The organism is Pseudomonas asgharzadehiana (assembly GCF_019139815.1).
Classification (GTDB): domain Bacteria; phylum Pseudomonadota; class Gammaproteobacteria; order Pseudomonadales; family Pseudomonadaceae; genus Aquipseudomonas; species Aquipseudomonas asgharzadehiana.
On the sequence record NZ_CP077079.1, the window covers coordinates 2,017,887 to 2,042,115 of the forward strand.

General features: G+C 59.0%; 21 protein-coding genes. 14 read left to right on the top strand and 7 right to left on the bottom strand.

Going from position 1 to position 24,229, the window contains the following annotated elements; translation table 11 throughout:
• Positions 1 to 5 precede the first annotated feature (5 nt).
• A complete protein-coding gene (gene hyi, locus KSS96_RS09355) occupies positions 6 to 788 on the bottom strand; it encodes a hydroxypyruvate isomerase (RefSeq protein WP_017529324.1) in 783 nt (260 codons plus the stop codon).
• A 10-nt stretch (positions 789 to 798) separates the two neighbouring features.
• Positions 799 to 2,574 carry a glyoxylate carboligase gene (gene gcl / locus KSS96_RS09360; protein ID WP_017529323.1) on the bottom strand — a complete coding sequence of 592 codons (1,776 nt, stop codon included), beginning with the start codon at positions 2,572 to 2,574 and terminating at the stop codon, positions 799 to 801.
• A gap of 256 nt (positions 2,575 to 2,830) precedes the next feature.
• Here gcl and KSS96_RS09365 point away from each other — a divergent pair, with 256 nt between their 5' ends.
• Positions 2,831 to 3,271, top strand: coding sequence for a GlcG/HbpS family heme-binding protein (locus KSS96_RS09365; RefSeq protein WP_065877977.1), 441 nt, complete (start codon positions 2,831 to 2,833; stop codon positions 3,269 to 3,271).
• Positions 3,272 to 3,388: 117 nt separating this feature from the next.
• Here the strand turns inward: KSS96_RS09365 and KSS96_RS09370 are convergent, their stop codons facing one another.
• The gene (locus KSS96_RS09370) at positions 3,389 to 3,994 is read right to left on the bottom strand and encodes a TetR/AcrR family transcriptional regulator (protein WP_017529321.1); all 606 of its coding nucleotides are present in this window, start codon (positions 3,992 to 3,994) and stop codon (positions 3,389 to 3,391) included.
• Positions 3,995 to 4,275: 281 nt separating this feature from the next.
• On the opposite strand from KSS96_RS09370, the gene KSS96_RS09375 reads away from it, so the two are divergent.
• Positions 4,276 to 5,190: a DUF808 domain-containing protein gene (locus KSS96_RS09375; RefSeq protein ID WP_078823805.1), complete on the top strand. Its 915-nt coding sequence runs from the start codon at positions 4,276 to 4,278 to the stop codon at positions 5,188 to 5,190.
• A 136-nt stretch (positions 5,191 to 5,326) separates the two neighbouring features.
• Positions 5,327 to 5,689, top strand: a complete 363-nt coding sequence (locus KSS96_RS09380) for a DUF805 domain-containing protein (RefSeq protein ID WP_078823841.1) — start codon at positions 5,327 to 5,329, stop codon at positions 5,687 to 5,689.
• Between the two features lie 92 nt (positions 5,690 to 5,781).
• On the opposite strand, the gene KSS96_RS09385 is transcribed toward KSS96_RS09380, so the two are convergent.
• A complete protein-coding gene (locus KSS96_RS09385; RefSeq protein ID WP_003172793.1) occupies positions 5,782 to 6,570 on the bottom strand; it encodes an MlaA family lipoprotein in 789 nt (262 codons plus the stop codon).
• Positions 6,563 to 7,861: a serine/threonine protein kinase gene (locus KSS96_RS09390; protein WP_217856032.1), complete on the bottom strand. Its 1,299-nt coding sequence runs from the start codon at positions 7,859 to 7,861 to the stop codon at positions 6,563 to 6,565. Before KSS96_RS09390 ends, KSS96_RS09385 begins: the two co-directional genes overlap by 8 nt.
• A 236-nt stretch (positions 7,862 to 8,097) precedes the next feature.
• On the opposite strand from KSS96_RS09390, the gene KSS96_RS09395 reads away from it, so the two are divergent.
• The gene (locus KSS96_RS09395) at positions 8,098 to 8,466 is read left to right on the top strand and encodes a hypothetical protein (protein WP_017529317.1); all 369 of its coding nucleotides are present in this window, start codon (positions 8,098 to 8,100) and stop codon (positions 8,464 to 8,466) included.
• 94 nt (positions 8,467 to 8,560) lie between these two features.
• On the opposite strand, the gene KSS96_RS09400 is transcribed toward KSS96_RS09395, so the two are convergent.
• Entirely contained in the window at positions 8,561 to 10,114 is a 1,554-nt protein-coding gene (locus tag KSS96_RS09400; RefSeq protein WP_065877983.1) for a glycoside hydrolase family 17 protein, read from the bottom strand.
• Between the two features lie 333 nt (positions 10,115 to 10,447).
• Between KSS96_RS09400 and KSS96_RS09405 the strand changes: the two genes are divergently transcribed.
• The 4 genes from KSS96_RS09405 (at position 10,448) to KSS96_RS09420 (ending at position 14,768) form a co-directional block, all read left to right on the top strand.
• Complete coding sequence (locus KSS96_RS09405; protein ID WP_017529315.1) at positions 10,448 to 11,299, top strand: glycine betaine ABC transporter substrate-binding protein; 852 nt, start codon at positions 10,448 to 10,450, stop codon at positions 11,297 to 11,299.
• 313 nt (positions 11,300 to 11,612) lie between these two features.
• On the top strand, positions 11,613 to 12,545 hold the full coding sequence (locus tag KSS96_RS09410; protein ID WP_068931592.1) for an IS110 family transposase: 933 nt from the start codon (positions 11,613 to 11,615) through the stop codon (positions 12,543 to 12,545).
• 256 nt (positions 12,546 to 12,801) lie between these two features.
• Complete coding sequence (locus KSS96_RS09415) at positions 12,802 to 13,113, top strand: DUF485 domain-containing protein (protein WP_016972153.1); 312 nt, start codon at positions 12,802 to 12,804, stop codon at positions 13,111 to 13,113.
• Positions 13,110 to 14,768 (top strand): cation acetate symporter, encoded by a 1,659-nt coding sequence (locus KSS96_RS09420; protein ID WP_017529314.1) that lies wholly within the window; start codon positions 13,110 to 13,112, stop codon positions 14,766 to 14,768. The genes KSS96_RS09415 and KSS96_RS09420 overlap by 4 nt, the downstream gene beginning before the upstream one ends.
• Before the next feature lie 170 nt (positions 14,769 to 14,938).
• On the opposite strand, the gene gltA is transcribed toward KSS96_RS09420, so the two are convergent.
• Entirely contained in the window at positions 14,939 to 16,228 is a 1,290-nt protein-coding gene (gene gltA / locus KSS96_RS09425; protein ID WP_014717728.1) for a citrate synthase, read from the bottom strand.
• A 365-nt stretch (positions 16,229 to 16,593) separates the two neighbouring features.
• Between gltA and sdhC the strand changes: the two genes are divergently transcribed.
• The 6 genes from sdhC to odhB all read left to right on the top strand — a co-directional run bounded on the left by sdhC (position 16,594) and on the right by odhB (position 24,180).
• Positions 16,594 to 16,968, top strand: coding sequence for a succinate dehydrogenase, cytochrome b556 subunit (gene sdhC / locus KSS96_RS09430; RefSeq protein ID WP_003172804.1), 375 nt, complete (start codon positions 16,594 to 16,596; stop codon positions 16,966 to 16,968).
• On the top strand, positions 16,962 to 17,330 hold the full coding sequence (gene sdhD, locus KSS96_RS09435; RefSeq protein ID WP_003172805.1) for a succinate dehydrogenase, hydrophobic membrane anchor protein: 369 nt from the start codon (positions 16,962 to 16,964) through the stop codon (positions 17,328 to 17,330). Before sdhC ends, sdhD begins: the two co-directional genes overlap by 7 nt.
• Before the next feature lie 3 nt (positions 17,331 to 17,333).
• Positions 17,334 to 19,106, top strand: coding sequence for a succinate dehydrogenase flavoprotein subunit (gene sdhA / locus KSS96_RS09440; protein WP_017529313.1), 1,773 nt, complete (start codon positions 17,334 to 17,336; stop codon positions 19,104 to 19,106).
• 11 nt (positions 19,107 to 19,117) lie between these two features.
• Positions 19,118 to 19,822 carry a succinate dehydrogenase iron-sulfur subunit gene (locus KSS96_RS09445; RefSeq protein ID WP_003172807.1) on the top strand — a complete coding sequence of 235 codons (705 nt, stop codon included), beginning with the start codon at positions 19,118 to 19,120 and terminating at the stop codon, positions 19,820 to 19,822.
• Between the two features lie 261 nt (positions 19,823 to 20,083).
• On the top strand, positions 20,084 to 22,915 hold the full coding sequence (locus KSS96_RS09450; RefSeq protein WP_065877984.1) for a 2-oxoglutarate dehydrogenase E1 component: 2,832 nt from the start codon (positions 20,084 to 20,086) through the stop codon (positions 22,913 to 22,915).
• Between the two features lie 44 nt (positions 22,916 to 22,959).
• Positions 22,960 to 24,180: a 2-oxoglutarate dehydrogenase complex dihydrolipoyllysine-residue succinyltransferase gene (odhB, locus tag KSS96_RS09455; protein ID WP_065877986.1), complete on the top strand. Its 1,221-nt coding sequence runs from the start codon at positions 22,960 to 22,962 to the stop codon at positions 24,178 to 24,180.
• Positions 24,181 to 24,229: the final 49 nt, after the last annotated feature.

Sequence of the window (24,229 nt, forward strand, 5' to 3'; positions counted from 1 at the left end):
GTTTGTTAGATGGCGTTATGGGTTTTGAGCCAACCCAGTCCCGCTTCGGTGGTGGTCAACGGCTTGTACTCGCAGCCGACCCAGCCGGTGTAGCCAATGCGGTCCAAATGCTCGAACAGGAAGCGGTAGTTGATCTCCCCGGTCCCCGGCTCGTTGCGGCCGGGGTTGTCGGCCAGTTGGACGTGATTGATCTCACCCAGGTGCGCGGACAGGGTGCGGGCCAGGTCACCTTCCATGATTTGCATGTGATAGAGGTCGTATTGCAGGAACAGGTTGTCACTGCCCACCTGCTCGCGAATCGACAGGGCCTGCGCCGTGTTATTCAGGTAAAAGCCTGGAATGTCGCGGGTGTTGATCGCCTCCATCACCAGCTTGATACCCACCGCTTGCAGTTTGTCGGCGGCGTATTTGAGGTTGGCGACGAAGGTCTTTTGCAGCATTTGATCATCCACCCCCTCTGGCCGAATGCCCGCCAGGCAGTTGATCTGGGTGTTACCCAAAACCTGGGCGTAGGCGATGGCCAGCTTGACCCCGGCGCGGAACTCCTCGACCCGGTCCGGATGGCACGCCAGGCCGCGCTCGCCTTTGGCCCAGTCCCCGGCCGGCAGGTTGAACAGCACCTGGGTCAGGCCATTGGCATCGAGTTGCGCCTTGATCTCGGCGGAGCTGAACTCATACGGGAACAGGTATTCCACACCCTCGAACCCGGCCTCGGCGGCCGCTTTGAAGCGGGCGAGGAAGTCCTGCTCGGTAAACAGCATGGACAGGTTGGCGGCAAAACGTGGCATAGGGTTCTCCTTAATCGAGCAGGGATATGGCAGTGGGCGCATCGTTGCCGACCAGTGCCAGGTCTTCAAATTCGTTGACGGCGTTGATTTCGGTGCCCATCGAAATATTGGTCACGCGCTCCAGGATGATCTCCACGATCACCGGCACCTTGAACTCTTCGATCATCGCCTGGGCTTTGCGTAACGCCGGCTGGATCTGGCCCGGTTCGAACACGCGCAGGGCCTTGCAACCCAGACCTTCGGCGACGGCGACGTGGTCGACGCCATAACCGTTGAGTTCCGGCGCGTTGAGGTTGTCGAAAGACAGCTGCACGCAGTAGTCCATTTCAAACCCGCGCTGGGCCTGGCGGATCAGCCCCAGGTAGGAGTTGTTCACCACCACGTGGATGTACGGCAGCTTGAACTGTGCGCCCACGGCCAGTTCTTCGATCATGAACTGGAAATCGTAGTCGCCGGACAACGCCACTACCTTGCGGCTCGGGTCGGCCTTGACCACGCCGAGCGCGGCGGGGATGGTCCAGCCCAAGGGACCTGCCTGGCCGCAGTTGATCCAGTGGCGCGGCTTGTAGACATGCAGGAATTGCGCGCCGGCAATCTGCGACAAGCCGATGGTGCTGACGTAGCAGGTGTCTTTTCCGAACACCTGGTTCATCTCTTCGTACACGCGTTGCGGTTTGACGGGGACGTTGTCGAAGTGGGTCTTGCGGTGCAGGGTGGCCTTGCGCTGTTGGCACTCATGCAGCCAGGCGCTGCGGTCCTTGAGCTTGCCGGCGGCTTTCCACTCGCGGGCGACTTCGATAAACATCGTCAGCGCGGAACCGGCGTCGGAAACGATGCCCAGGTCCGGGGTGAATACCCGGCCGATCTGCGTCGGTTCGATGTCGACGTGAATGAATTTACGCCCCTCGGTGTAGACCTCCACCGAACCCGTGTGGCGGTTGGCCCAGCGGTTACCGATACCCAGCACCATGTCCGACTTGAGCATCGTCGCGTTGCCATACCGGTGGGAGGTCTGGAGGCCGACCATGCCTACCATTAACGGGTGGTCGTCAGGGAGGGTGCCCCAGCCCATCAGGGTCGGAATCACCGGGATACCGGTGAGTTCGGCAAATTCAACCAGCAACTCGCTGGCGTTGGCATTGATCACGCCGCCGCCGCTGACCAGCAGCGGGCGCTCGGCGGTGTCGAGCAGGGCCAGGGCTTTTTCCACCTGGACGCGGGTGGCCAGCGGTTTGGCCAATGGCAGCGGTTGGTAGGCGTCGATGTCGAATTCGATCTCGGCCATCTGCACGTCGAACGGCAGGTCGATCAGCACCGGGCCCGGACGGCCGGAGCGCATCTCATAGAAGGCTTTCTGGAACGCGTAGGGCACTTGGCCAGGTTCGAGGACGGTGGTCGCCCACTTGGTCACCGGCTTGACGATGCTGGTGATGTCCACGGCCTGGAAGTCTTCCTTATGCAGGCGGGCACGCGGCGCCTGGCCGGTGATGCACAGGATCGGGATCGAGTCGGCCGAGGCGCTGTACAGGCCGGTGACCATGTCGGTGCCCGCCGGGCCCGAGGTGCCGATGCACACGCCGATATTGCCGGCCTTGGTGCGGGTGTAACCCTCGGCCATGTGCGAGGCGCCTTCAACGTGGCGAGCAAGGACGTGATCGATGCCACCCACCTTCTGCAAGGCTGAGTACAGGGGGTTGATCGCGGCGCCAGGGATACCGAAGGCGGTGTCCACGCCTTCGCGGCGCATGACAAGGACGGCGGCTTCGATTGCTCTCATTTTGCTCATGTTTTGGTGCCTCTTGCGTTTTGTAATTGTATACAAGTGGTGTTGGGTCGAAGTGTATTCACGACAAGCGACGCAGGTCAATTCATTTTATTGATGGGTGTTTACGCGTGGCGGAAGGCGTTTTTTCGACAGATGGAAGGCGTTGGAGAAAATATTGTATACAAAAATATAAATCATTGTGTTCTATTTGTTGTGCCGAGCATCTGATCAAACAGACCTCCACCCGTATTCTCAATAACAAAAGAAGGACGGCACCATGAGCGCTTTAACCTTGAAACTCGCCAGCCAATTGGCCAGCGATGCCCTCAACGCCGGGCGCACCATCGCGGCCGCGCCGCTGACCATCGCCGTGCTCGACAGCGGCGGCCACTTGATCACGCTGCAACGCGAAGACGGCGCCAGCCTGCTGCGCCCGCACATTGCCATCGGCAAGGCCTGGGGCGCGATTGCCCTGGGCAAGGGCTCGCGCTTGCTGGCGCTGGACGCACAGCAACGCCCGGCGTTTATCGCTGCGCTGAACAGCCTGGGGCAGGGCAGCGTCGTGCCGGCGCCGGGTGGCGTGCTGATTCGCGATCACGGCGGTGTGGTGCTGGGGGCTATCGGGATCAGCGGGGATACGTCGGATATTGACGAGCAGTGTGCGATTACGGCGATTGAGGGGGTGGGGTTGCGGGCGGATGCGGGGGTGTCAGCTTGAGTATTGAGTGACTGTCAGGACCTCATCGGGAGCAAGCCCCCTCCCACAGTTTTGACCGTGTTCACCGTTCAAATGGGGGAGGGGCTTGCTCCCGATGGGCAAAGGCCCTTCGGTGTATCAGTCCGGCTCGCAGCCCTTGAGCACCAACCGGATAATCGTCTGCGCCGCCGCTTCATAATCGGCTTCATCCAGCTTGGCCTTGCCGGTTACCGCGGAGATCTGCCAGTCGAAATCGGCGTAGGTCTGGGTCGCGGCCCAGATGCTGAACATCAGGTGATGAGGGTCAATGGCGGCTATCAAACCGCGATCCACCCAGCTCTGGATGCACTCGATATTGTGCCTGGCCTGGGCATTGAGCTGTTCGACCTGCTCGGCGCTCAGGTGAGGGGCGCCGTGCATGATTTCGCTGGCGAACACTTTTGAGGCAAACGGCAGGTCGCGGGAGATGCGGATTTTCGAGCGGATGTAGTTGCCGAGCACCACCGAAGGGGCGCCGTCTGGGTTGAACGGTGTGGAGGCCGCCAGGATCGGCTCGATAATACTTTCGAGCACCTCGCGGTAGAGGTTGTCCTTGGATTTGAAGTAGTAATAGACGTTGGGCTTGGGCAGCCCGGCCTTGGCGGCGATGTCGCTGGTTTTGGTCGCGGCGAAGCCCTTGTCGGCAAACTCCTCGCTGGCCGCCCGCAGGATTTTTTCTTTGTTGCGCTCGCGAATGCTGCTCATAAAGTGCTCAGTCTCACAGATACTGTTTCTTTTTGACGGCGGCTGTTGCCGCCATTCTGCGTCGCCGCTCCTCCCCATAGCGAGCTATGAGTCGTCGCGGCTCCTTGCCTGACGACAACAGCCGCTCGCCAAAAGAGAAACGTATCTATGAAACTGAGCACGGGAGGTTTCCTTGCCATGACAGGCGGTTGCGCATGGTAGCACCGGCTATCCGCGAGCCTCAACAATGTGCCCGCAACGCGTTATGCTCGCCGCTTCTCTCCCTTATGGATACCCGATTCATGGCAGGAAGCAGCTTGTTGGTGTTGATCGACGATATCGCCGCAGTACTCGATGACGTCGCCCTGATGACAAAAATGGCCGCGAAGAAGACTTCCGGCGTGCTGGGCGACGACCTGGCGCTCAACGCCCAGCAGGTCAGCGGCGTGCGTGCCGAGCGGGAAATTCCCGTGGTATGGGCGGTGGCGAAGGGCTCGTTCGTCAATAAGCTGATCCTGGTGCCGACGGCGCTGCTGATCAGTGCTTTTGCGCCTTGGGCGGTCACACCGCTGTTGATGCTCGGCGGCGCCTATCTGTGTTTTGAAGGGTTCGAAAAACTCGCGCATAAATTCCTGCACAGCAAGGCAGACGATCAGGCCGAACATGCGCAACTGGTCGAAGCCGTGGCCGACCCAGCGACCGATTTGGTGGCCTTCGAAAAGGACAAGATCAAAGGCGCAATCCGCACCGATTTCATCCTCTCGGCGGAAATCATCGCCATTACCCTGGGTATCGTGGCCGATGCGCAATTGACGCAGCAGGTCATCGTGTTGTCGGGTATCGCCATCGTAATGACCGCGGGCGTTTACGGGCTGGTGGCCGGTATCGTCAAGCTGGATGACCTGGGTTTGTGGCTCACGCAAAAGCCTGGCCAGGTAGCGCGCAGTATTGGTGGCGGCATCCTGCGGGCGGCGCCGTACATGATGAAGAGCCTGTCGGTGATCGGCACGGCGGCGATGTTCATGGTCGGTGGGGGCATCCTCACCCATGGCGTGCCGGTGGTGCATCACTGGATCGAGACGGTGAGCCAGAGTGTCGGTGGCCTGGCGTGGTTGATGCCTACAGTGCTCAATGCGGTGGCGGGGATTATTGCCGGGGCCGTCGTGCTGGCGGTTGTATCGATACTTGGCAAAGCATGGCGAGCGGCGAAACGCTGATTCGTTCGTATCGAGTAGAGTTTGAAACGCTGTTTAAGATTAATCCTACAGTTCGGTTTTCCAGGCATTTATAGGATGCGTCGCGCTTCTTCATGTGAAGTGGCGCGATAAAAAATGGATCGATAAGGGGTTAAGGATGAACTGGTGTTTTCAAGCGATAAAAAACTATGCCAAGTTCAGTGGGCGAGCCTGTAGACGGGAGTATTGGGCGTTTGCAGTAATGGACGCAATGGTTATGTTGGGCTCCGTAGTGGTAGCGAACCAGGCAGGTATTTATTCGAATCCGTGGTTCTACGTTCCATTTGGTATCTACGTGTTGTTTATGATTCCACCCGCGTTGTCAGTGACCTTCCGGCGGCTCCATGACGTAAATGTCACGGGAGCTTACGTCCTTTGGCTTTTGATACCGGTAGTTGGTTTTATCCTGGTGTCCATTCAGTTGTTCACCCAAGGCGATAGGGGAGTGAACGATTACGGCGTGCCTCCAAATGAATTATGAGAAATTCCAGAAAATATTAGCTGAGTAAGAGATTAAAAATCAGCGCGATAAAAAAGGCCATTCAATCGAATGGCCTTTTTTGTGCGCGCTGTTTACTCGGCAATCTGCAACTTGCGCGATTCGGTATAGATATACCGCACCTTCTCATACTCGAACGGCGAGTTCATCTGACCGTAGCGGAAGCTGGTCTGGTAGCGCTTGTCCACGGCACGCAGGGCCCAGATTTCCGGGTGGTTGGAGCTGACTTCGGAGACGTTCAGGAAGTTGATCTGGGACTCCGCGGTGTAATCCACCAGCAAGCCGCCGGTGTCGCGCAGATTTGACGGGCCGAAGATCGGCAGCACCAGGTAGGCGCCACCGGGTACGCCGTAGAAGCCCAGGGTCTGGCCGAAGTCTTCGCTTTGGCGCGGCAGGCCCATGGCGGTGGCCGGGTCCCACAGGCCGGCAATACCGACGGTAGTGTTGAGCAGCAGGCGCCCGGTGGTTTCCAGGGAGCGATGCCCCTTGAGTTGCAACAGGCTGTTCAACAGGTTGGGCACATCGCCCAGGTTGTTGAAGAAATTGCTCACGCCGGTGCGCAGGAAGCTTGGTGTGACGTAGGTATAGCCGTTGACTACGGGCAGGAACACCCATTGGTCGAAACGGTAGTTGAAGTGATAGACGCGGCGGTTCCACGACTCCAACGGGTCATACACGTTGAGCGCGGTGAGCGACGACCGCTCGAATTCGCGCTGGTCCAGGCCCGGGTTGAACTTGAGCTTGGTCAACGGCTCCTTGAAGCCATCGGCATCGATCGTCACCGGCTCGTGGGCCTTGCTGTTGTCGGCATTGGCGACGCCTGCGCACATCAGCGCGGCGAGCAGCAAAAGATATTTAGCCACGGAAGAACTCCAGCATGGCGTCGGCGTTGACGCGGTAATTGAGGTTGCCGCAATGGCCGCCCAGCGGGTAGACGGTCAGGCGATCGCCGAAGGTTTTACGCAGGAAGCCGAGGTCGCCCGGGCCCAGGATGACATCGTCGGCGTTGTGCATGACGGCGATTTTCGGGCTGGCGTGCAGGTAGTCCTTGAGGGCGTACAGGCTGACCTGGTCAACCAGTTGCAGCAGGCTGCCGCCGTCGGAGCGGGCGCGCCACATCGGGATCACCTGCTCGGTGAGGTAGCAGTCGAAGTCGCACTGCAGCGCACGCTTGAGGAATGGCGTAAGGCTGGTGCTTTCGGTGATCGGGTACTTCGGCGGGATGATCAGGCCGCGGCGGTTGATCAGGTCCGAGGTGAAGGCGATGTCGGCCGCCGAGAAGCGGAACGAGGTGCCGATCAGCATGGCCATCTGTTCGTTGGTCAGGTGTTGCTTGGATTGCTGGAAGTCGTAGAGCAGGGCGTCGTTGAGGTCGATGTAGCCTTTTTGCTGGAAGTAGCGGGTCAGCTTGTTCAGCACCAGCTCATAGAAGGTGGTGGTGTTGTTGATGCCCTTCACCTCGGTCTGCACCAACTTGTCGAGGTTGGTGATCGAGGTGTAGAGGTTGACCGGCGGGTTCAGCAGCAAGACTTTCTTGAAGTTGAAGCTGCGGCGGGTTTCGTCGAGCTTGCTGACGAATGCCGCATCCAGGGCACCCAGGCTATAGCCGGTGAGGTAGAAGTCGGTCACCGGCAGCGAGGCGTTCTGCGCCCGCACGGCTTGCATTACACGATACATGTCTTCGGCGTCTTCCTGGCTGATGCCGGGGGTGGCGAAGCGCGACGCGGAGGCGATGAAGTCAAAGCTGGTGGGCGACGACAGTTGCACCACGTGGTAGCCAGCCTGGTAGTACAGTTTTTTCAGGTATTCGTTGATGCTGCTGTCAAACCGCGCACCGGTGCCCGCGATTAGGAAGATCAGCGGTGCGGCGCGGTCTTGCTTGGCGATGCGATAGGTGAGTTTCTTCACTGCCCAGAAGTTGTCCGGCAGGCTGAACTCGCGCTCGGGGCGCATGGTCAGGGTGTAGTCGGACTGGTTGATCTCGTCGTCGGTCGGCAACGTGGGCCGAAGGTCAGGCGGGGTGGTGGCGATGGTCGCTTCGAACGGGTTGGTCAAAGGGTAGCCATAGCTGGCTTGGTCAATGTCGACCGCCAGTGCTGACGCACTCAAAAAAAGGCTGCCCAGTAAGGCAGCACAGCGCAAGGAACGGAGCATGACTTAATCCCTAAGAGGAAACGTGCTGAATGAAGTTCGCAGGCTATGACCACCGCGTAGCGTCCGAAGTGCCAGTACTCGGCACGAAAAGTCGGAAATAAACGTCAGAATCGGGGTAATAGTAGCCAGACGATACACTTTGCCACGCATGGGTGAACACTAATTGTGTGTATGTACCTTGCTAACGGCCGTCGGGGCATTAAGCTGAGCGCCGTTTTTGCCTATCGGAGTGCCTCATGTCCCGTCGTTTGCCGCTGATTTTGCTGCTTATTGCCCTGCCGCTCTGGCTGGCCGCCAGTTATGGCGCGCGCTACGGTTTTATGGAAGATGGCCGGTGGGTGGGCATTTGCGCGGATGAGGCCAGTCGCTGGGAATGCCAGTTGCGCTCGAACCTGGGGTTGATGATCCACTTCCAGGTGCTGGGCTGGGCGGCATTGATCACCTCGGTACTCGCGTTTTTTGTGCCGGGGCGCGCGGGGTGGGGGTTGGCGGTGTTGGGCTTGGTGTTCGGGGTGCCGGCGCTGGCGTTGTACAACACCACATTTGCCGTGTTTGCGGTGGTGATTGCGGGGTTGCGGCTGGTCAGGAAGCCTCGCGGCGCCTGATAAGGCCAATCGGGGGGCAAGGCGAATCGTCGTGCCGCCCCTCCCACCTGAGCACGCACTCCAAAGGTGAGAGGGTGGCTTGCCGATTTCGCTCTTAAGCCTTGCGCACCCGCAGGCAACGCCACAAGGCTGCAACCATCAACAGACTGACTGCCGCCCAACCCCATGCCTGTTGGTTCAACAGACCTTCCCGATACAGCTGCGGCGCAATGCCGGCCCCGATAATGAAGGTCAGCAACGCAATCTCCCGACGCGGCCCGGTCACCGGGCGCACCAGGTAAATCAACGCCGGTAGCACCAGTGCCGCACTCGGGAAGCTGCGGTAGCGCGGGTCGAACACCAGCGCCAGCATCATCACCGCGCCTGCGAACCCTGCGATCGCGACCAGCCAGCCCGCACGATGCTCCAGCCAGTTGAAGGCACGCTGGCGCCATCCTTCGCGGGCGCCCAAGGCCAAGGCGGCGTGAGCCAGCACCAGCAGGTTCAACAGCACCAGCAAGCCTGCCCATACCCACTCATCATTAAAACGGGCCGTGATACGGGTGAGTTCAGCAAAGGTGCCGATGGAACACGCAGCAACGGCGCCGAGCAGCGGCAGCGCGAGTGCGTTGCGCGCGCTGCGCACGCGACCACCGAGTGCCAACGTAGCCAACAGGATGGCGCCGCCCACGCCCAGCCATAGCGGCCAATAAGGCACATTGGTCACCGGCCCGGCGAGGATACCCTTGTCCTGGCGGTCGGCGTCGAACAGGCCCCAATACCCGCCCACGGCCCCTTCACTGGCACGCTTCCACGGCTGGTCGAAGGCTTCGATCAGGTTGTAGCGCCAGCCATTGGCTTCGGCCATGGCCACGAAGCCGCGCATGAATTTGGCTTCATTGACCCGGCTCGGCACCGCCGTTTCGCGCTGGCGACCTTCGCTGGGCCAGCCGGTTTCGCCGATCAGCACATCCTTGGGCGCGAATTTGTTGCCGAAGGTCTGGCGCACTTCGCCCACATGCTTAAGGGCCTGGTCGATGCCGGACGGGTCATCTTCCCAGTACGGCAACAGGTGGATGGTGAGGAAATCCACCGCCGGGGCGATTTCCGGGTGTTGCAGCCAGAACTCCCAGACATCCGCATAGGTCACCGGTTGCTTGATTTGGCCTTTGACTTTTTGGATCAGTCGCACCAGTTGCGTGGCGGTGACCTCTTTGCGCAGCAAGGCTTCATTGCCGACGATCACCGAAGTCACGACATCGGGGTTGGCGTTGGCCGAGGCAATCAACTGATCGACTTCCTTTTCGGTCGCCACCGGGTCGCTGCTGACCCAGGCGCCGATCATCAGCTTCAACCCATGTTTGCGCGCCAGGCCAGGCAAGGCTTCCAGCCCGGTCATGGAGTACGTGCGGATGCATTCGAAGCGCGTGGCCAGCAGCGCCAGGTCGGCGTCCATGCGTGCAGGGCGCAGTGTGAAAGGCTGGTCGAACGGCGATTGGTCCTTGTCGAACGGCGTGTAGGACGCACATTGCAGCTTGTGGCTGGCACTGGCCACGTCCGGCAGCGCCACCGGCCGGCCGAGGCCGTACCAGTAGCCGGCAATGGCCAGCAGGCCAAGGATCAGAGCGAAGCAATAGGGCAGGGCAGGGAAGCGGGCAGTCGCGGGCATGGTCGGCTTATCTGGGGGAGCAAAGGCGCGCATCTTACCCGGATTTGGCCCTCGCCAGTGGCAGCAGCATGTTTTTGACATGCAAACTTCGGGCGGGATTTTGACGCCATGTCCTCATAATCGTCCTGCTGGCGATGTGATGTCGTTTCTTGCTTACCTGAGGTCGCTGACAGAGCAGGTCGATGAACCCGGCAGGTTGATGATCAGGCTGTCAGCACTCCACTGATACCGCAGCCACCGGATCGATGCGCGTGAAGGGGGCGTGGTGCACCACATAACAACAGGTTGACGTCGCTCGGCATCCGTCGGGCGCAGCACTTTCGGGGAAGTACGATGAAGATGCGACGACTCTTGGGCGCGGCTGCCACTCTGGTAGTTGCGATGAGCTCCACACTGGCCAGTGCCGACAGCAAAACCCTGAGCATCGGCTACGTGGATGGCTGGTCGGACAGCGTTGCCACCACCCACGTGGCGGCAGAAGTGATCAAACAAAAGCTCGGTTATGACGTGAAACTGCAAGCGGTCGCCACCGGGATCATGTGGCAGGGCGTTGCCACCGGCAAACTCGACGCCATGCTCTCCGCCTGGCTGCCGGTGACCCACGGTGAGTACTGGACCAAGAACAAGGACAAGGTGGTCGACTACGGCCCCAACTTCAAAGATGCCAAGATCGGCTTGATCGTGCCGGAGTACGTCAAGGCCAAGTCCATCGAAGACCTCAAGACCGACACCACCTTCAAGAACAAGATCGTCGGTATCGACGCCGGTTCAGGCGTAATGCTCAAGACCGACGAAGCCATCAAGCAGTACGGTCTCGATTACAAACTGCAAGCCAGTTCGGGTGCGGCGATGATCGCTGAACTGACGCGTGCCGAAGATAAGCAGGAATCCATTGCCGTCACCGGTTGGGTGCCACACTGGATGTTCGCCAAGTGGAAACTGCGTTTCCTGGACGACCCAAAAGGGATTTATGGTGCTGCTGAGACCGTCAACAGCATCGGCAGCAAGGGCCTGGAGAAGAAAGCGCCGGAAGTCGCGGCCTTCCTGAAAAAATTCCAGTGGGCCTCCAAGGATGAAATCGGTGAAGTCATGCTCGCCATCCAGGAGGGCGCCAAGCCTGAAGCAGCGGCCAAGGATTGGGTCGCCAAGCACCCTGAGCGTGTGGCCGAGTGGACCGCTAAGTAATTCACTACCTTGATGCAATCCCTTGTGGGAGGGGGTTTGCTGCCGATTGCGGTGTGCCAGTTAAGCAATATTGACTGACATGCCGCAGTCGGGAGCAAGCCCCCTTGTGTCTTGATACGGGATTAAGCTGAGAGTGAGAGGGTGAGTGGCAAGCTGAATGCCCGAAGTGCTTAAAGCACGTGTGGGAGCCCATGCTGCCACTCACTTCTCCGCTCTGGACATGAGCCCGAACAGTTGAACGAGCCCACCTCGAACAGTTACAAGCGTGGGCCAAGCCAGAGCGCTCTCACTTTTAGTGTAAGAGGGTTTGGCTATGTTTTCCTATCCAGCAGGCATTGATGTTTCCAAGGACAGCCTTGAAGCTCGAGTTCATCAGGTTGACGTTGGGGTAAATTGCGCTAACGCCGAAGAAGATTTCCCTGGGTTGATTGGGTGGCTATTGCTTCACCAGGTCGGACGCGTGGTGTTGGAGGCTACTGGCGGTTATGAGCGCAAAGTCATGAAGGCGCTTCAGGCTGCGGGCCTTAATGTCATCTGCGTCAATCCCCGTCGGGCCAAGAGTTTTTCCAGGGCGATGGGGCAACACGCTAAAACCGACCCGATAGACGCAAAGTCTCTTGCGCAGTTCGCAGCGGTTCTCGACTCACCAAGCAGCCGAATCACCAGCCCGGAACATGACGAGTTGCGCGCGTTAGTCCAGCAGCGAGAGAACTTTGTTCAGCAGAGGGACGATGACAGAAGGCGCCTGAAAACAGCCTCCTGCGACGTAGTAAAACCGGCGTTGCAGAGCCATATCGACTACTTGAGCAAGGCTGTGAACGCGATAGAGCAGCTGATTCGCGAAACCGCCAACAGGCTAGACCGCGAAAAGGTCGAACGCCTGTGCTCAGTTAAGGGCATCGGGCTCATTACGGCGGCTAGCCTAATGGCATATCTGCCGGAGCTGGGCGAGATTGGCAGGCGTCCGATCACGGCGCTAGCGGGCCTCGCTCCGTATAACAACGACAGTGGGAAACACCAAGGTGCGCGTCACATTAGCGGCGGAAGGTTTTCCGTGCGTCGCTCGCTCTACATGGCCTGCTGGGTTGTCATCCGGGAACAGCCTGAATTCCAGGCCCGCTATAAAGCACTGCGCGACAAAGGCAAACGCGCAAAAGTTGCGCTAATTGCATGCATGCGTGTTTTGTTAGTCAGGCTGAACGCGATGCTGCGTTATAGAGCCGAATGGAAAGAACACGCTGCCTGAATCGGCAGCGATGTGTGGTTGAAGGTCACACGGCTTGAAGCTGTGGGAGCTTGGCTGTCTTAAAAAGCGATGCCAAAGTTAGGGTCATCAAGACAGTTGCTCCCACATTGGTTTCACCCTCCCGCAAATGTTTCTGCGCCCTCCCAATCCCTCGCTACACTCGATCTACTACTAAGGTCGTCTGGAACCTGTTCGGCAGCCGCATACAGTGGCCATGTTCCAATAATAAAAAAGCTGTGCTGCGAGGATAAAAACAATGAACGACAGCATTTACCTCTCGATTCAAAACAGCCCGCGTTTCAAGGAGCTGGTGAGAAAAAGGGAAAGGTTCGCCTGGATTCTCTCGGCGATCATGCTAGGGCTTTACTCCGCTTTCATCCTGTTGATCGCTTACGGGCCACAAGTACTGGGGGCCAAGCTCAGCCCTGGTTCGTCGATTACCTGGGGCATTCCCCTGGGCGTCGGGCTGATTGTGTCCGCTTTCATTTTGACCGGCATTTACGTGCGTCGGGCCAATGGCGAGTTTGACGACCTGAACAATGCGATTCTCAAGGAGGCTGCGCAATGATCCGTCGTCTACTGGCAGTATTCGGCGCTTCGCTTTTTGCTCCTGCCGTTTGGGCGGCGGACGCATTGACCGGTGAAGTGCACAAGCAGCCGCTGAACATCTCGGCCATCGTGATGTTCATCGCATTCGTCGGTGCCACCCTGTGCATCACTTACTGGGCTTCCAAGCGTAACAAGTCGGCGGCCGACTACTATGCGGCCGGCGGCAAGATCACCGGTTTCCAGAACGGCCTGGCGATTGCCGGTGACTACATGTCGGCGGCATCCTTCCTGGGGATTTCCGCGCTGGTGTATACCTCTGGCTATGACGGCTTGATCTACTCGATCGGCTTCCTGGTGGGCTGGCCGATCATTCTGTTCCTGATCGCCGAGCGCTTGCGTAACCTGGGTAAATACACCTTTGCCGACGTGGCGTCCTACCGCCTCGGGCAAACCCAGATCCGCAGCCTGTCGGCCTGTGGTTCGCTGGTGGTGGTGGCGTTCTACCTGATCGCGCAGATGGTCGGCGCGGGCAAGCTGATCCAACTGCTGTTCGGCCTGGACTACCATGTAGCGGTGATCCTGGTCGGCATCCTGATGTGCATGTACGTGCTGTTCGGCGGCATGCTGGCCACCACGTGGGTGCAGATCATCAAGGCAGTGTTGCTGCTGTCCGGTGCTTCGTTCATGGCGCTGATGGTGATGAAGCACGTCAACTTCGACTTCAACATGCTGTTTTCCGAGGCGATCAAGGTTCACCCTAAAGGTGAAGCGATCATGAGCCCTGGCGGCCTGGTGAAAGACCCGATCTCGGCATTCTCCCTGGGCCTGGCACTGATGTTCGGTACCGCCGGCCTGCCGCACATCCTGATGCGCTTCTTCACTGTAAGCGACGCCAAGGAAGCGCGTAAGAGCGTGCTGTACGCCACCGGTTTCATCGGCTACTTCTATATCCTGACCTTTATCATCGGCTTTGGCGCGATCCTGCTGGTGAGCACCAACCCGGCGTTCAAGGATGCTGCCGGCGCACTGTTGGGCGGTAACAACATGGCGGCGGTGCACCTGGCCAACGCAGTGGGCGGCAGTATCTTCCTGGGCTTCATCTCGGCCGTGGCCTTCGCCACCATCCTGGCGGTGGTTGCCGGTTTGACCCTGGCCGGTGCTTCGGCGGTGTCCCATGACCTGTATGCCAGTGTGATCAAGAAGGGCAAGGCCAACGATAAGGACGAGATTCGTGTGTCGAAGATCACCACCGTGGCCTTGGGCGTGCTGGCCATCGGTCTGGGTATCCTGTTCGAAAGCCAGAACATCGCATTCATGGTGGGCCTGGCGTTCTCGATTGCCGCCAGCTGTAACTTCCCGGTGTTGCTGCTTTCCATGTACTGGAAAAACCTCACCACCCGTGGCGCGATGATCGGCGGCTGGCTGGGCCTGATCAGTGCCGTGGGCCTGATGGTGCTGGGTCCGACCATCTGGGTGTCGATCCTGCACCATGAAAAAGCGATCTTCCCGTACGAATACCCGGCGCTGTTCTCGATGATCATCGCGTTCGTGGGTATCTGGTTCTTCTCCATCACCGACAAGTCGGCGGCGGCAGAGAAAGAGCGTGCACTGTACTTCCCGCAGTTTGTGCGTTCGCAGACTGGCCTGGGGGCGAGTGGGGCGGTTAACCACTAAGGTTGTCGCTGGATAAGAAGTGCCCCGGTCGCAAGGCCGGGGTATTTTTTTATCTGGGGTTCTGGGGTGTCTGGGCTATGGCTTGCTCCCGATAGCGGTAGATCAGGAGACACAAATAAGAACGGCCTCCACTAAGGGAGGCCGTTTTCAGTACAACTTAAGCTGATTGCTTACTTGCGATCTTCCAGCTTGGTAATGTCGCGCGACTCGTAGCCGGTGTACAGCTGGCGCGGGCGGCCAATCTTGTACGGGCTGGAGAGCATTTCTTTCCAGTGGGAGATCCAGCCCACGGTCCGCGCCAGGGCGAAGATCACGGTGAACATGCTGGTTGGAATGCCGATCGCCTTGAGGATGATCCCCGAGTAGAAATCGACGTTCGGGTACAGCGAGCGCTCGATGAAGTACGGGTCGGTCAAGGCGATCTCTTCCAGGCGCATGGCCAGTTCGAGTTGCGGATCGTTCTTGATGCCCAGTTCCTTCAACACTTCGTCGCAGGTCTGCTTCATCACGGTGGCGCGCGGGTCGCGGTTCTTGTAGACCCGGTGACCGAAGCCCATCAACTTGAACGGATCGTTCTTGTCCTTGGCCTTGGCGATGAAGGTGTCGATGTTGGAGACATCGCCGATTTCATCGAGCATGGTCAATACGGCTTCGTTCGCGCCGCCGTGGGCAGGGCCCCACAGCGCGGCGATGCCGGCGGCGATGCAGGCGAACGGGTTGGCACCCGAAGAGCCCGCCAGGCGCACGGTGGACGTCGAGGCGTTCTGCTCGTGGTCGGCATGGAGGATGAAGATCCGGTCCATGGCCTTGGCGAGTACCGGGCTGATCGGTTTGATCTCGCACGGGGTGTTGAACATCATGTGCAGGAAGTTTTCCGCGTACGTCAGGTCGTTGCGCGGGTACATCATGGGTTGACCCATGGAGTACTTGTAAACCATTGCGGCCAGGGTCGGCATCTTGGCAACCAGGCGGATCGCGGAGATTTCGCGATGCTGCGGGTTATTGATGTCGAGGGAGTCGTGATAGAAGGCCGACAGGGCGCCGACCACGCCGCACATGACGGCCATCGGGTGGGCGTCGCGACGGAAGCCGTTGAAGAAGGTCTTCAACTGCTCGTGAACCATGGTGTGGTTCTTCACGGTGCTGACGAACTGGGCTTTTTGCTCGGCTGTTGGCAATTCGCCATTTAGCAGCAGGTAGCAGGTTTCCAGGTAGTCCGACTTTTCAGCCAGTTGCTCGATCGGGTAGCCCCGGTGCAGCAGAATGCCATTGTCGCCGTCGATATAGGTGATCTTCGACTCGCAAGAGGCGGTCGACATGAAGCCTGGGTCGAAAGTGAAACGGCCCGTGGCCGTCAGGCCCCGTACGTCGATTACATCGGGACCAACGGTGCCGGTTAAAATGGGCAGCTCGACGGGGGCTGCGCCCTCGATGATCAACTGCGCTTTTTTGTCAGCCATGTGGCCTCCTATTTATGCTTCAAATCATCAGACAGACCCCCCACGCAGGGCCCGCACCACTATAGTGAGATAAATTCAGATGTCAATTTGCCTAAAGTCTTGCTCCAGAAGGCTTTAACCGTACTTTTTCGTCGAAATTAACTGCCATTTACGCCTTTTATCCCGCCAGCGCAATCCGCTATTAGGGTGAGGTGCGCGCGTTGTCATTAGTAACCTAACTGTCTATACTCGGCCACCGACCGCCAAGGGCTTTTGGGCTTGCTTTCATTGGGGGTCGCACTCCCTGGGTGGTGCTTACCTGACCAGTCGCACTCCCCAACAACTTTGCCCTGATTGTTAGGGGCTCTTCAGTGTGAAAAAAAGCCGTGAATAGCCAACGACCTGTAAACCTAGACCTAAGGACCATCAAACTCCCCATCACCGGCGTTACGTCGTTCCTGCACCGTGTTTCCGGCATCATCCTGTTCCTGGGCTTGGGCATCATGCTTTATGCATTGAGCAAATCCCTGGGTTCCGAGGAAGGTTACGCCGAGGTGAAGGCATGCTTGACCAGCCCGCTGGCCAAGTTCGTAGCATGGGGCCTCCTGTCCGCTCTGCTGTATCACCTGGTAGCCGGTGTGCGCCACTTGATCATGGATATGGGCATCGGTGAGACGCTGGAAGGCGGCCGCCTGGGCTCGAAAATCATCATCGCCATTTCCGTGGTGCTGATCGTTCTGGCAGGAGTTTGGATATGGTAACCAGCGTAACGAATCTGTCGCGTTCGGGCCTCTATGACTGGATGGCACAGCGTGTGTCTGCGGTCGTTCTCGCGGCTTATTTCATTTTCCTGATCGGATACCTCGTCGCAAATCCGGGCATCGGCTATGAGCAATGGCACGGCCTGTTTTCCCACAATGCGATGCGAATCTTCAGTCTGCTGGCCCTTGTAGCCCTGGGCGCTCACGCCTGGGTCGGCATGTGGACCATCGCGACCGACTACCTCACGCCGATGGCGCTGGGCAAGTCTGCGACCGCAGTCCGTTTCCTCTTCCAGGCTGTATGCGGCGTCGCGATGTTCGCTTACTTCGTCTGGGGTGTGCAGATTCTTTGGGGTATCTGATTCATGGCTAACATTCCTACTATTTCCTTCGACGCCATCATTATTGGTGGCGGCGGTGCCGGCATGCGCGCAGCGCTGCAGCTGGCCCAGGGTGGTCACAAGACTGCCGTGATCACCAAGGTGTTCCCGACGCGGTCCCACACCGTTTCGGCCCAGGGTGGCATCACTTGCGCCATCGCCTCCGCCGACCCGAACGATGACTGGCGCTGGCACATGTACGACACCGTCAAGGGCTCCGACTACATCGGTGACCAGGACGCTATCGAATACATGTGTCAGGAAGGCCCTGCCGCGGTGTTCGAGCTGGACCACATGGGTCTGCCGTTCTCCCGTACCGAGCAAGGTCGTATCTACCAGCGTCCATTCGGCGGCCAGTCGAAGGATTACGGTAAAGGCGGCCAGGCTGCCCGTACCTGCGCAGCTTCCGACCGTACCGGTCACGCGCTGTTGCACACCCTTTATCAAGGCAACCTGAAAGCCGGTACTACGTTCCTGAACGAGTACTACGCGGTCGACCTGGTAAAGAACGCCGACGGCGCATTTGTTGGCGTGATCGCCATCTGCATCGAAACCGGTGAAACCACCTACATCCGCGCCAAGGCTACCGTGCTGGCGACCGGCGGTGCAGGCCGTATCTACGCCTCGACCACCAACGCCCTGATCAACACCGGTGACGGCGTCGGCATGGCTCTGCGTGCAGGCGTGCCGGTACAAGACATCGAAATGTGGCAGTTCCACCCAACCGGCATCGCCGGCGCCGGTGTACTGGTAACCGAAGGTTGCCGTGGCGAAGGTGGCTACCTGATCAACAAGCACGGCGAGCGTTTCATGGAGCGTTATGCTCCGAACGCCAAGGACCTTGCCGGTCGTGACGTGGTTGCCCGTTCGATGGTTAAAGAAATCATCGCCGGCAACGGCTGTGGCCCTAACGGCGATCACGTACTGCTGAAACTCGATCACCTGGGTGAAGAAGTACTGCACAGCCGCCTGCCAGGTATCTGCGAGCTGTCCAAGACCTTTGCCCACGTTGACCCAGTGGTTGCTCCGGTTCCGGTTGTTCCAACCTGCCACTACATGATGGGCGGCGTGCCGACCAACATTCATGGCCAGGCGATCACCCAGAACGCCGAAGGCGTGGACGAGATCATTCATGGCCTGTTCGCCGTAGGCGAAGTGGCGTGCGTATCGGTTCACGGTGCCAACCGCCTGGGCGGCAACTCGCTGCTCGACCTGGTGGTATTCGGTCGCGCTGCCGGCCTGCACTTGGAAAAAGCCCTGACCGACGGCATCGAATACGATGACGCCACCGACGCCAACATCGAGACCGCCCTCGCGCGCCTGAACGCTCTGAACGAGCGTACCGATGGTGAAGACGTGGCGACCCTGCGTCGTGAACTGCAAAGCTGCATGCAGAACTACTTCGGTGTGTTCCGTACCGGCGAATACATGCAGAAGGGTATCGCCCAGTTGGCTGACCTGCGCAAGCGCATCGCCAACGTCAAGATCAACGATAAGAGCCAGGCGTTCAACACTGCTCGTATCGAAGCCCTTGAACTGCAAAACCTGCTGGAAGTGGCTGAAGCGACTGCGATCGCCGCCGAGGTTCGTAAAGAATCTCGTGGTGCTCACGCTCGTGAAGACTTTGAAGATCGCGACGACGAAAACTGGTTGTGCCACACCCTGTATTTCCCGGGTGACAAGCGCGTAACCAAGCGTGCCGTGAACTTCTCGCCGAAGACGGTGCCGACGTTTGAACCGAAGATTCGGACTTACTAAGGGTGGCTGCCATGTTGAAAGTCAGTGTTTATCGCTACAACCCTGATCAGGACGCCGCGCCGTTCATGCAGGAATTCCAGGTCGATACCGGTGGTAAAGACCTGATGGTGCTGGATGTATTGGCACTGATCAAAGAGCAGGACGAAGGTTTCTCCTATCGTCGCTCTTGCCGTGAAGGTGTGTGCGGTTCCGACGGCATGAACATCAACGGCAAAAACGGCCTGGCGTGCATCACGCCGCTGTCGGCCGTGGTCAAAGGCAACAAGCTGATCGTTCGTCCTCTGCCAGGTTTGCCGGTTATCCGTGACCTGGTCGTCGATATGAGCATCTTCTACAAGCAATACGAGAAAGTTAAGCCGTTCCTGCAGAACGATACGCCGGCTCCGGCCATCGAACGTCTGCAGTCCCCTGAAGAACGTGAAAAGCTCGACGGTCTGTACGAGTGCATCCTGTGCGCCTGCTGCTCGACTTCGTGCCCGTCCTTCTGGTGGAACCCGGACAAGTTCCTGGGCCCAGCTGCACTGCTGCAAGCGTACCGCTTCCTGGCAGACAGCCGTGACACCAAGACGTCCGAGCGTCTGGCTTCGCTGGATGACCCGTTCAGCGTATTCCGCTGCCGCGGGATCATGAACTGCGTCAACGTATGTCCTAAAGGCCTGAACCCGACTAAGGCCATTGGTCACATCCGTAACATGTTGCTGCAAAGCGGCGTGTAACTGACGTTGCAATAGAGCAGGACCGTTGTGCCCGTAAATGCTGCGGCGCAGGCTTCAACCGGCGCCGTAGTTTTAACTTGAGCAGCGACTTACAAAGCCGCAGCTCTTATTTTGAAGAAATGAGACAAGCAGGGGCATTCGGGTTGGTACCCGAACTATCAGCGTGATCCTAAGTGGCTTGTTTTGGTCGCTGCACTTGGCCTTTTGCAAGCAAACTCGGTGTTTTCGCCGGTGGTGTCCCCAAATCGAGGGTGACCAAGCATGCAAGAAAGCGTGATGCAGCGCATGTGGAACAGCGGCTATCTTTCAGGTGGTAACGCTGCCTATGTGGAAGAGCTTTATGAGCTCTACCTGCACGACCCTAACGCTGTGCCAGAAGAATGGCGCACCAAATTTCAGACGTTGTCTTCAGACGGCAACGCTGCCACCGATGTATCGCACGCAACAATTCGCGATCAATTTGTGCTGCTGGCAAAGAACCAGCGCCGCGCCCAACCGGTTTCCGCCGGCAGCGTGAGCAGTGAGCATGAGAAGAAGCAAGTTGAAGTACTGCGACTGATCCAGGCCTACCGCATGCGCGGCCACCAGGCGGCCCAGCTTGACCCGCTGGGGCTCTGGCAGCGTCCTGCACCGGCTGACCTGTCGATCAATCATTACGGCTTGACCAATGCCGATCTTGATACGACCTTCCGTGCCGGCGACCTGTTCATCGGCAAAGAGGAAGCGAGCCTACGCGAAATTCACGAAGCGTTGCAGCAGACATATTGCCGCACCATTGGCGCTGAATTCACGCACATCACCGATTCCGAGCAACGCCACTGGTTCCAGCATCGTCTGGAAGGCGTGCGTGGCCGTCCGGTGCTGTCCGCCGACGTGCGCAGCCACCTGCTTGAGCGCGTCACCGCAGCCGAAGGCCTGGAAAAATACCTGGGTACCAAATACCCGGGTACCAAGCGTTTTGGTCTGGAAGGCGGCGAAAGCCTGATCCCGATGCTCGACGAGCTGATCCAGCGTTCCGGTTCCTACGGTACCAAGGAAATCGTGATCGGCATGGCTCACCGTGGTCGTTTGAACGTGTTGGTCAACACCTTCGGCAAGAACCCGCGCGAGCTGTTCGACGAGTTCGAAGGCAAGAAGAAGGTCGAGTTGGGTTCCGGTGACGTTAAATACCACCAGGGCTTCTCGTCCAACGTGATGACCACCGGCGGTGAAGTTCACCTGGCCATGGCCTTCAACCCATCCCACCTGGAAATCGTTTCTCCGGTGGTCGAGGGTTCGGTCCGTGCTCGTCAGGACCGTCGCAACGACACCACCGGTGAAAAGGTTCTGCCGATTTCCATCCACGGCGACGCGGCGTTCGCCGGTCAAGGCGTGGTTCTGGAAACGTTCCAGATGTCGCAGACCCGCGGTTTCAAGACCGGCGGTACTGTTCACATCGTCATCAACAACCAGGTTGGCTTCACCATCAGCAACCCGCTGGATGCGCGCTCCACCGAGTACGCCACCGACGTTGCCAAGATGATCCAGGCGCCGATCCTCCATGTGAATGGTGATGATCCGGAAGCCGTGCTGTTCGTGACCCAACTGGCTGTCGACTACCGCATGCAGTTCAAGCGTGACGTGGTGATCGACCTCGTGTGCTACCGCCGTCGCGGTCACAACGAAGCCGACGAACCGAGCGGCACCCAGCCGTTGATGTACCAGCAGATCACCAAGCAGCGCACCACCCGTGAGCTGTACGCCGAAAGCCTGACCAAGGCCGGTGTGATGGATGAGGCGCGTGTTCAGGCGAAGATCGATGAATACCGCAACGCCCTGGATAACGGCCTGCATGTAGTAAAAAGCCTGGTCAAAGAGCCGAACAAAGAGTTGTTCGTGGACTGGCGTCCGTACCTGGGTCACACCTGGACCGCGCGTCACGACACCTCGTTCGACCTCAAGACCCTGCAGGAACTGTCCGCCAAGCTGCTGGAAATCCCAGAAGGCTTCGTGGTGCAGCGCCAGGTTGCGAAGATCTACGAAGACCGTCAGAAGATGCAAGCCGGTGGCCTGCCGATCAACTGGGGCTACGCCGAAACCATGGCGTACGCGACCCTGGCGTTCGAAGGTCACCCGATCCGCATGACCGGTCAGGACATCGGCCGCGGTACGTTCTCGCACCGTCATGCGGTGCTGCACAACCAGAAAGACGCGGGCACCTACATCCCGTTGCAGAACCTGTACGAAGGCCAGCCACGTTTCGACCTGTACGATTCGTTCCTGTCCGAAGAAGCCGTGCTGGCGTTCGAATACGGTTACTCCACCACCACGCCTAACGCGCTGGTGATCTGGGAAGCCCAGTTCGGCGACTTCGCCAACGGTGCCCAGGTGGTTATCGACCAGTTCATCACCAGCGGCGAGCACAAGTGGGGCCGCCTGTGCGGTCTGACCATGCTGCTGCCGCACGGTTATGAAGGTCAGGGGCCTGAGCACTCCTCGGCCCGTCTGGAGCGTTACCTGCAACTGTGCGCCGAGCACAATATCCAGGTGTGCGTGCCGACGACCCCGGCCCAGATCTACCACTTGCTGCGTCGCCAGGTGATCCGCCCGCTGCGCAAGCCGCTGGTCGTGCTGACGCCCAAGTCGCTGTTGCGTCACAAATTGGCCATCTCGACCCTGGAAGATCTGGCCGAAGGTTCGTTCCAGACCGTTATTCCGGAAATCGACACGCTGGACGCCGCCAAAGTCACTCGCTTGATCCTGTGCAGCGGCAAGGTCTACTACGATTTGCTGGAAAAACGCCGTGCCGAAGGCCGCGAAGACATCGCCATTGTGCGTATCGAGCAGCTTTACCCGTTCCCGGAAGATGACCTCATGGAGATCATCGCGCCTTATACCAACCTCACGAACGTGGTCTGGTGTCAGGAAGAACCGATGAACCAGGGCGCCTGGTACAGCAGCCAGCATCACTTGCGTCGCAGCATCGGCAATCACAACAAGGCCCTGGGCCTGGAGTATGCCGGTCGTGATGCTTCTGCTGCGCCTGCGTGTGGCTATGCGTCGATGCACGCCGAGCAGCAGGAAAAACTGCTGCAAGATGCTTTCACTGTTTAACGCCTTCGCGCTGACTGAAACCGAATTTTAAGGACCCACAGATAATGGCTATCGAAATCAAAGCCCCGTCATTCCCGGAATCGGTTGCCGATGGCACCGTTGCCACTTGGCACAAGAAACCAGGTGAGGCCGTCAAGCGTGACGACCTGATCGTCGACATCGAGACCGATAAAGTCGTTCTGGAAGTGTTGGCCGAAGCTGACGGCGTGCTGGGCGCAATCGTTGCCGAAGAAGGCGCTACCGTTCTGTCGAACCAGGTACTGGGTTCGATCGAAGAGGGCAGCGCCGCAGCAGCACCTGCCGCCGCTGCAGCCCCGGCTGCCTCGGCACCGGCTGCCGCTCCGGCCGCTGGCGGTGAAGATCCAATCGCCGCACCGGCTGCTCGTCAGCTGGCTGAAGAAAACGGCATCAACCTGGCGTCCATCAAAGGCACCGGCAAAGACGGCCGCGTGACCAAGGAAGACGTGGTTGCCGCTGTTGAAGCCAAGAAAAACGCGCCAGCCGCCGCACCTGCCAAGGCTGCCGCACCGGCTGCCGCCGCGCCTGTGTTCGCCGCTGGCGATCGCACCGAGAAGCGCGTGCCGATGACCCGCGTACGTGCCACCGTGGCCAAGCGCCTGGTTGAAGCACAATCGAACATGGCGATGCTGACCACGTTCAACGAAGTCGACATGACCGAAGTCATGGCGCTGCGTTCGAAGTACAAGGACCTGTTCGAGAAGTCCCACAACGGCGTGCGCCTGGGCTTCATGTCGTTCTTCGTGAAAGCGGCTACCGAAGCGCTGAAACGCTACCCGGCCGTCAACGCTTCCATCGATGGCACCGACATCGTTTACCATGGCTACGCGGATATCGGCGTTGCCGTATCCAGCGACCGTGGCCTGGTGGTTCCGGTTCTGCGTAACGCCGAGCTGATGAGCCTGGCCGAAATCGAAGGCGGCATCGCCGGCTTCGGCAAGAAAGCCCGTGACGGCAAGCTGACCATCGATGAGATGACCGGTGGTACCTTCACCATCACCAACGGTGGTACCTTCGGTTCGATGATGTCGACGCCGATCGTCAACCCGCCACAAGCCGCGATCCTGGGCATGCACAACATCATCCAGCGTCCGATGGCCATCAATGGCCAAGTCGTGATCCGCCCAATGATGTACCTGGCACTGTCTTACGATCACCGCCTGATCGATGGTAAAGAAGCCGTGACTTTCCTGGTGACCATCAAGAACCTGCTGGAAGACCCGGCTCGTCTGCTGCTGGATATCTGATAGAAGCAGCTGCAGGCTCCGTGGCGGGTCGCCCATGAGGCGGCCTTGC

Excerpts from the sequence above, each read along its gene's own strand:
- KSS96_RS09365 (WP_065877977.1), top strand. The coding sequence starts at position 2,831 with ATGAGCGCTTTAACCTTGAAACTCGCCAGCCAATTGGCCAGCGATGCC.
- KSS96_RS09370 (WP_017529321.1), bottom strand. The coding sequence starts at position 3,994 with ATGAGCAGCATTCGCGAGCGCAACAAAGAAAAAATCCTGCGGGCGGCC.
- sdhD (WP_003172805.1), top strand. The coding sequence starts at position 16,962 with ATGGTAACCAGCGTAACGAATCTGTCGCGTTCGGGCCTCTATGACTGG.
- KSS96_RS09450 (WP_065877984.1), top strand. The coding sequence starts at position 20,084 with ATGCAAGAAAGCGTGATGCAGCGCATGTGGAACAGCGGCTATCTTTCA.
- KSS96_RS09375 (WP_078823805.1), top strand. The coding sequence starts at position 4,276 with ATGGCAGGAAGCAGCTTGTTGGTGTTGATCGACGATATCGCCGCAGTA.
- KSS96_RS09400 (WP_065877983.1), bottom strand. The coding sequence starts at position 10,114 with ATGCCCGCGACTGCCCGCTTCCCTGCCCTGCCCTATTGCTTCGCTCTG.
- gcl (WP_017529323.1), bottom strand. The coding sequence starts at position 2,574 with ATGAGCAAAATGAGAGCAATCGAAGCCGCCGTCCTTGTCATGCGCCGC.
- KSS96_RS09405 (WP_017529315.1), top strand. The coding sequence starts at position 10,448 with ATGAAGATGCGACGACTCTTGGGCGCGGCTGCCACTCTGGTAGTTGCG.
- gltA (WP_014717728.1), bottom strand. The coding sequence starts at position 16,228 with ATGGCTGACAAAAAAGCGCAGTTGATCATCGAGGGCGCAGCCCCCGTC.
- KSS96_RS09410 (WP_068931592.1), top strand. The coding sequence starts at position 11,613 with ATGTTTTCCTATCCAGCAGGCATTGATGTTTCCAAGGACAGCCTTGAA.
- KSS96_RS09380 (WP_078823841.1), top strand. The coding sequence starts at position 5,327 with ATGAACTGGTGTTTTCAAGCGATAAAAAACTATGCCAAGTTCAGTGGG.
- KSS96_RS09390 (WP_217856032.1), bottom strand. The coding sequence starts at position 7,861 with ATGCTCCGTTCCTTGCGCTGTGCTGCCTTACTGGGCAGCCTTTTTTTG.
- KSS96_RS09420 (WP_017529314.1), top strand. The coding sequence starts at position 13,110 with ATGATCCGTCGTCTACTGGCAGTATTCGGCGCTTCGCTTTTTGCTCCT.
- KSS96_RS09395 (WP_017529317.1), top strand. The coding sequence starts at position 8,098 with ATGTCCCGTCGTTTGCCGCTGATTTTGCTGCTTATTGCCCTGCCGCTC.
- hyi (WP_017529324.1), bottom strand. The coding sequence starts at position 788 with ATGCCACGTTTTGCCGCCAACCTGTCCATGCTGTTTACCGAGCAGGAC.
- sdhA (WP_017529313.1), top strand. The coding sequence starts at position 17,334 with ATGGCTAACATTCCTACTATTTCCTTCGACGCCATCATTATTGGTGGC.
- KSS96_RS09445 (WP_003172807.1), top strand. The coding sequence starts at position 19,118 with ATGTTGAAAGTCAGTGTTTATCGCTACAACCCTGATCAGGACGCCGCG.
- KSS96_RS09415 (WP_016972153.1), top strand. The coding sequence starts at position 12,802 with ATGAACGACAGCATTTACCTCTCGATTCAAAACAGCCCGCGTTTCAAG.
- odhB (WP_065877986.1), top strand. The coding sequence starts at position 22,960 with ATGGCTATCGAAATCAAAGCCCCGTCATTCCCGGAATCGGTTGCCGAT.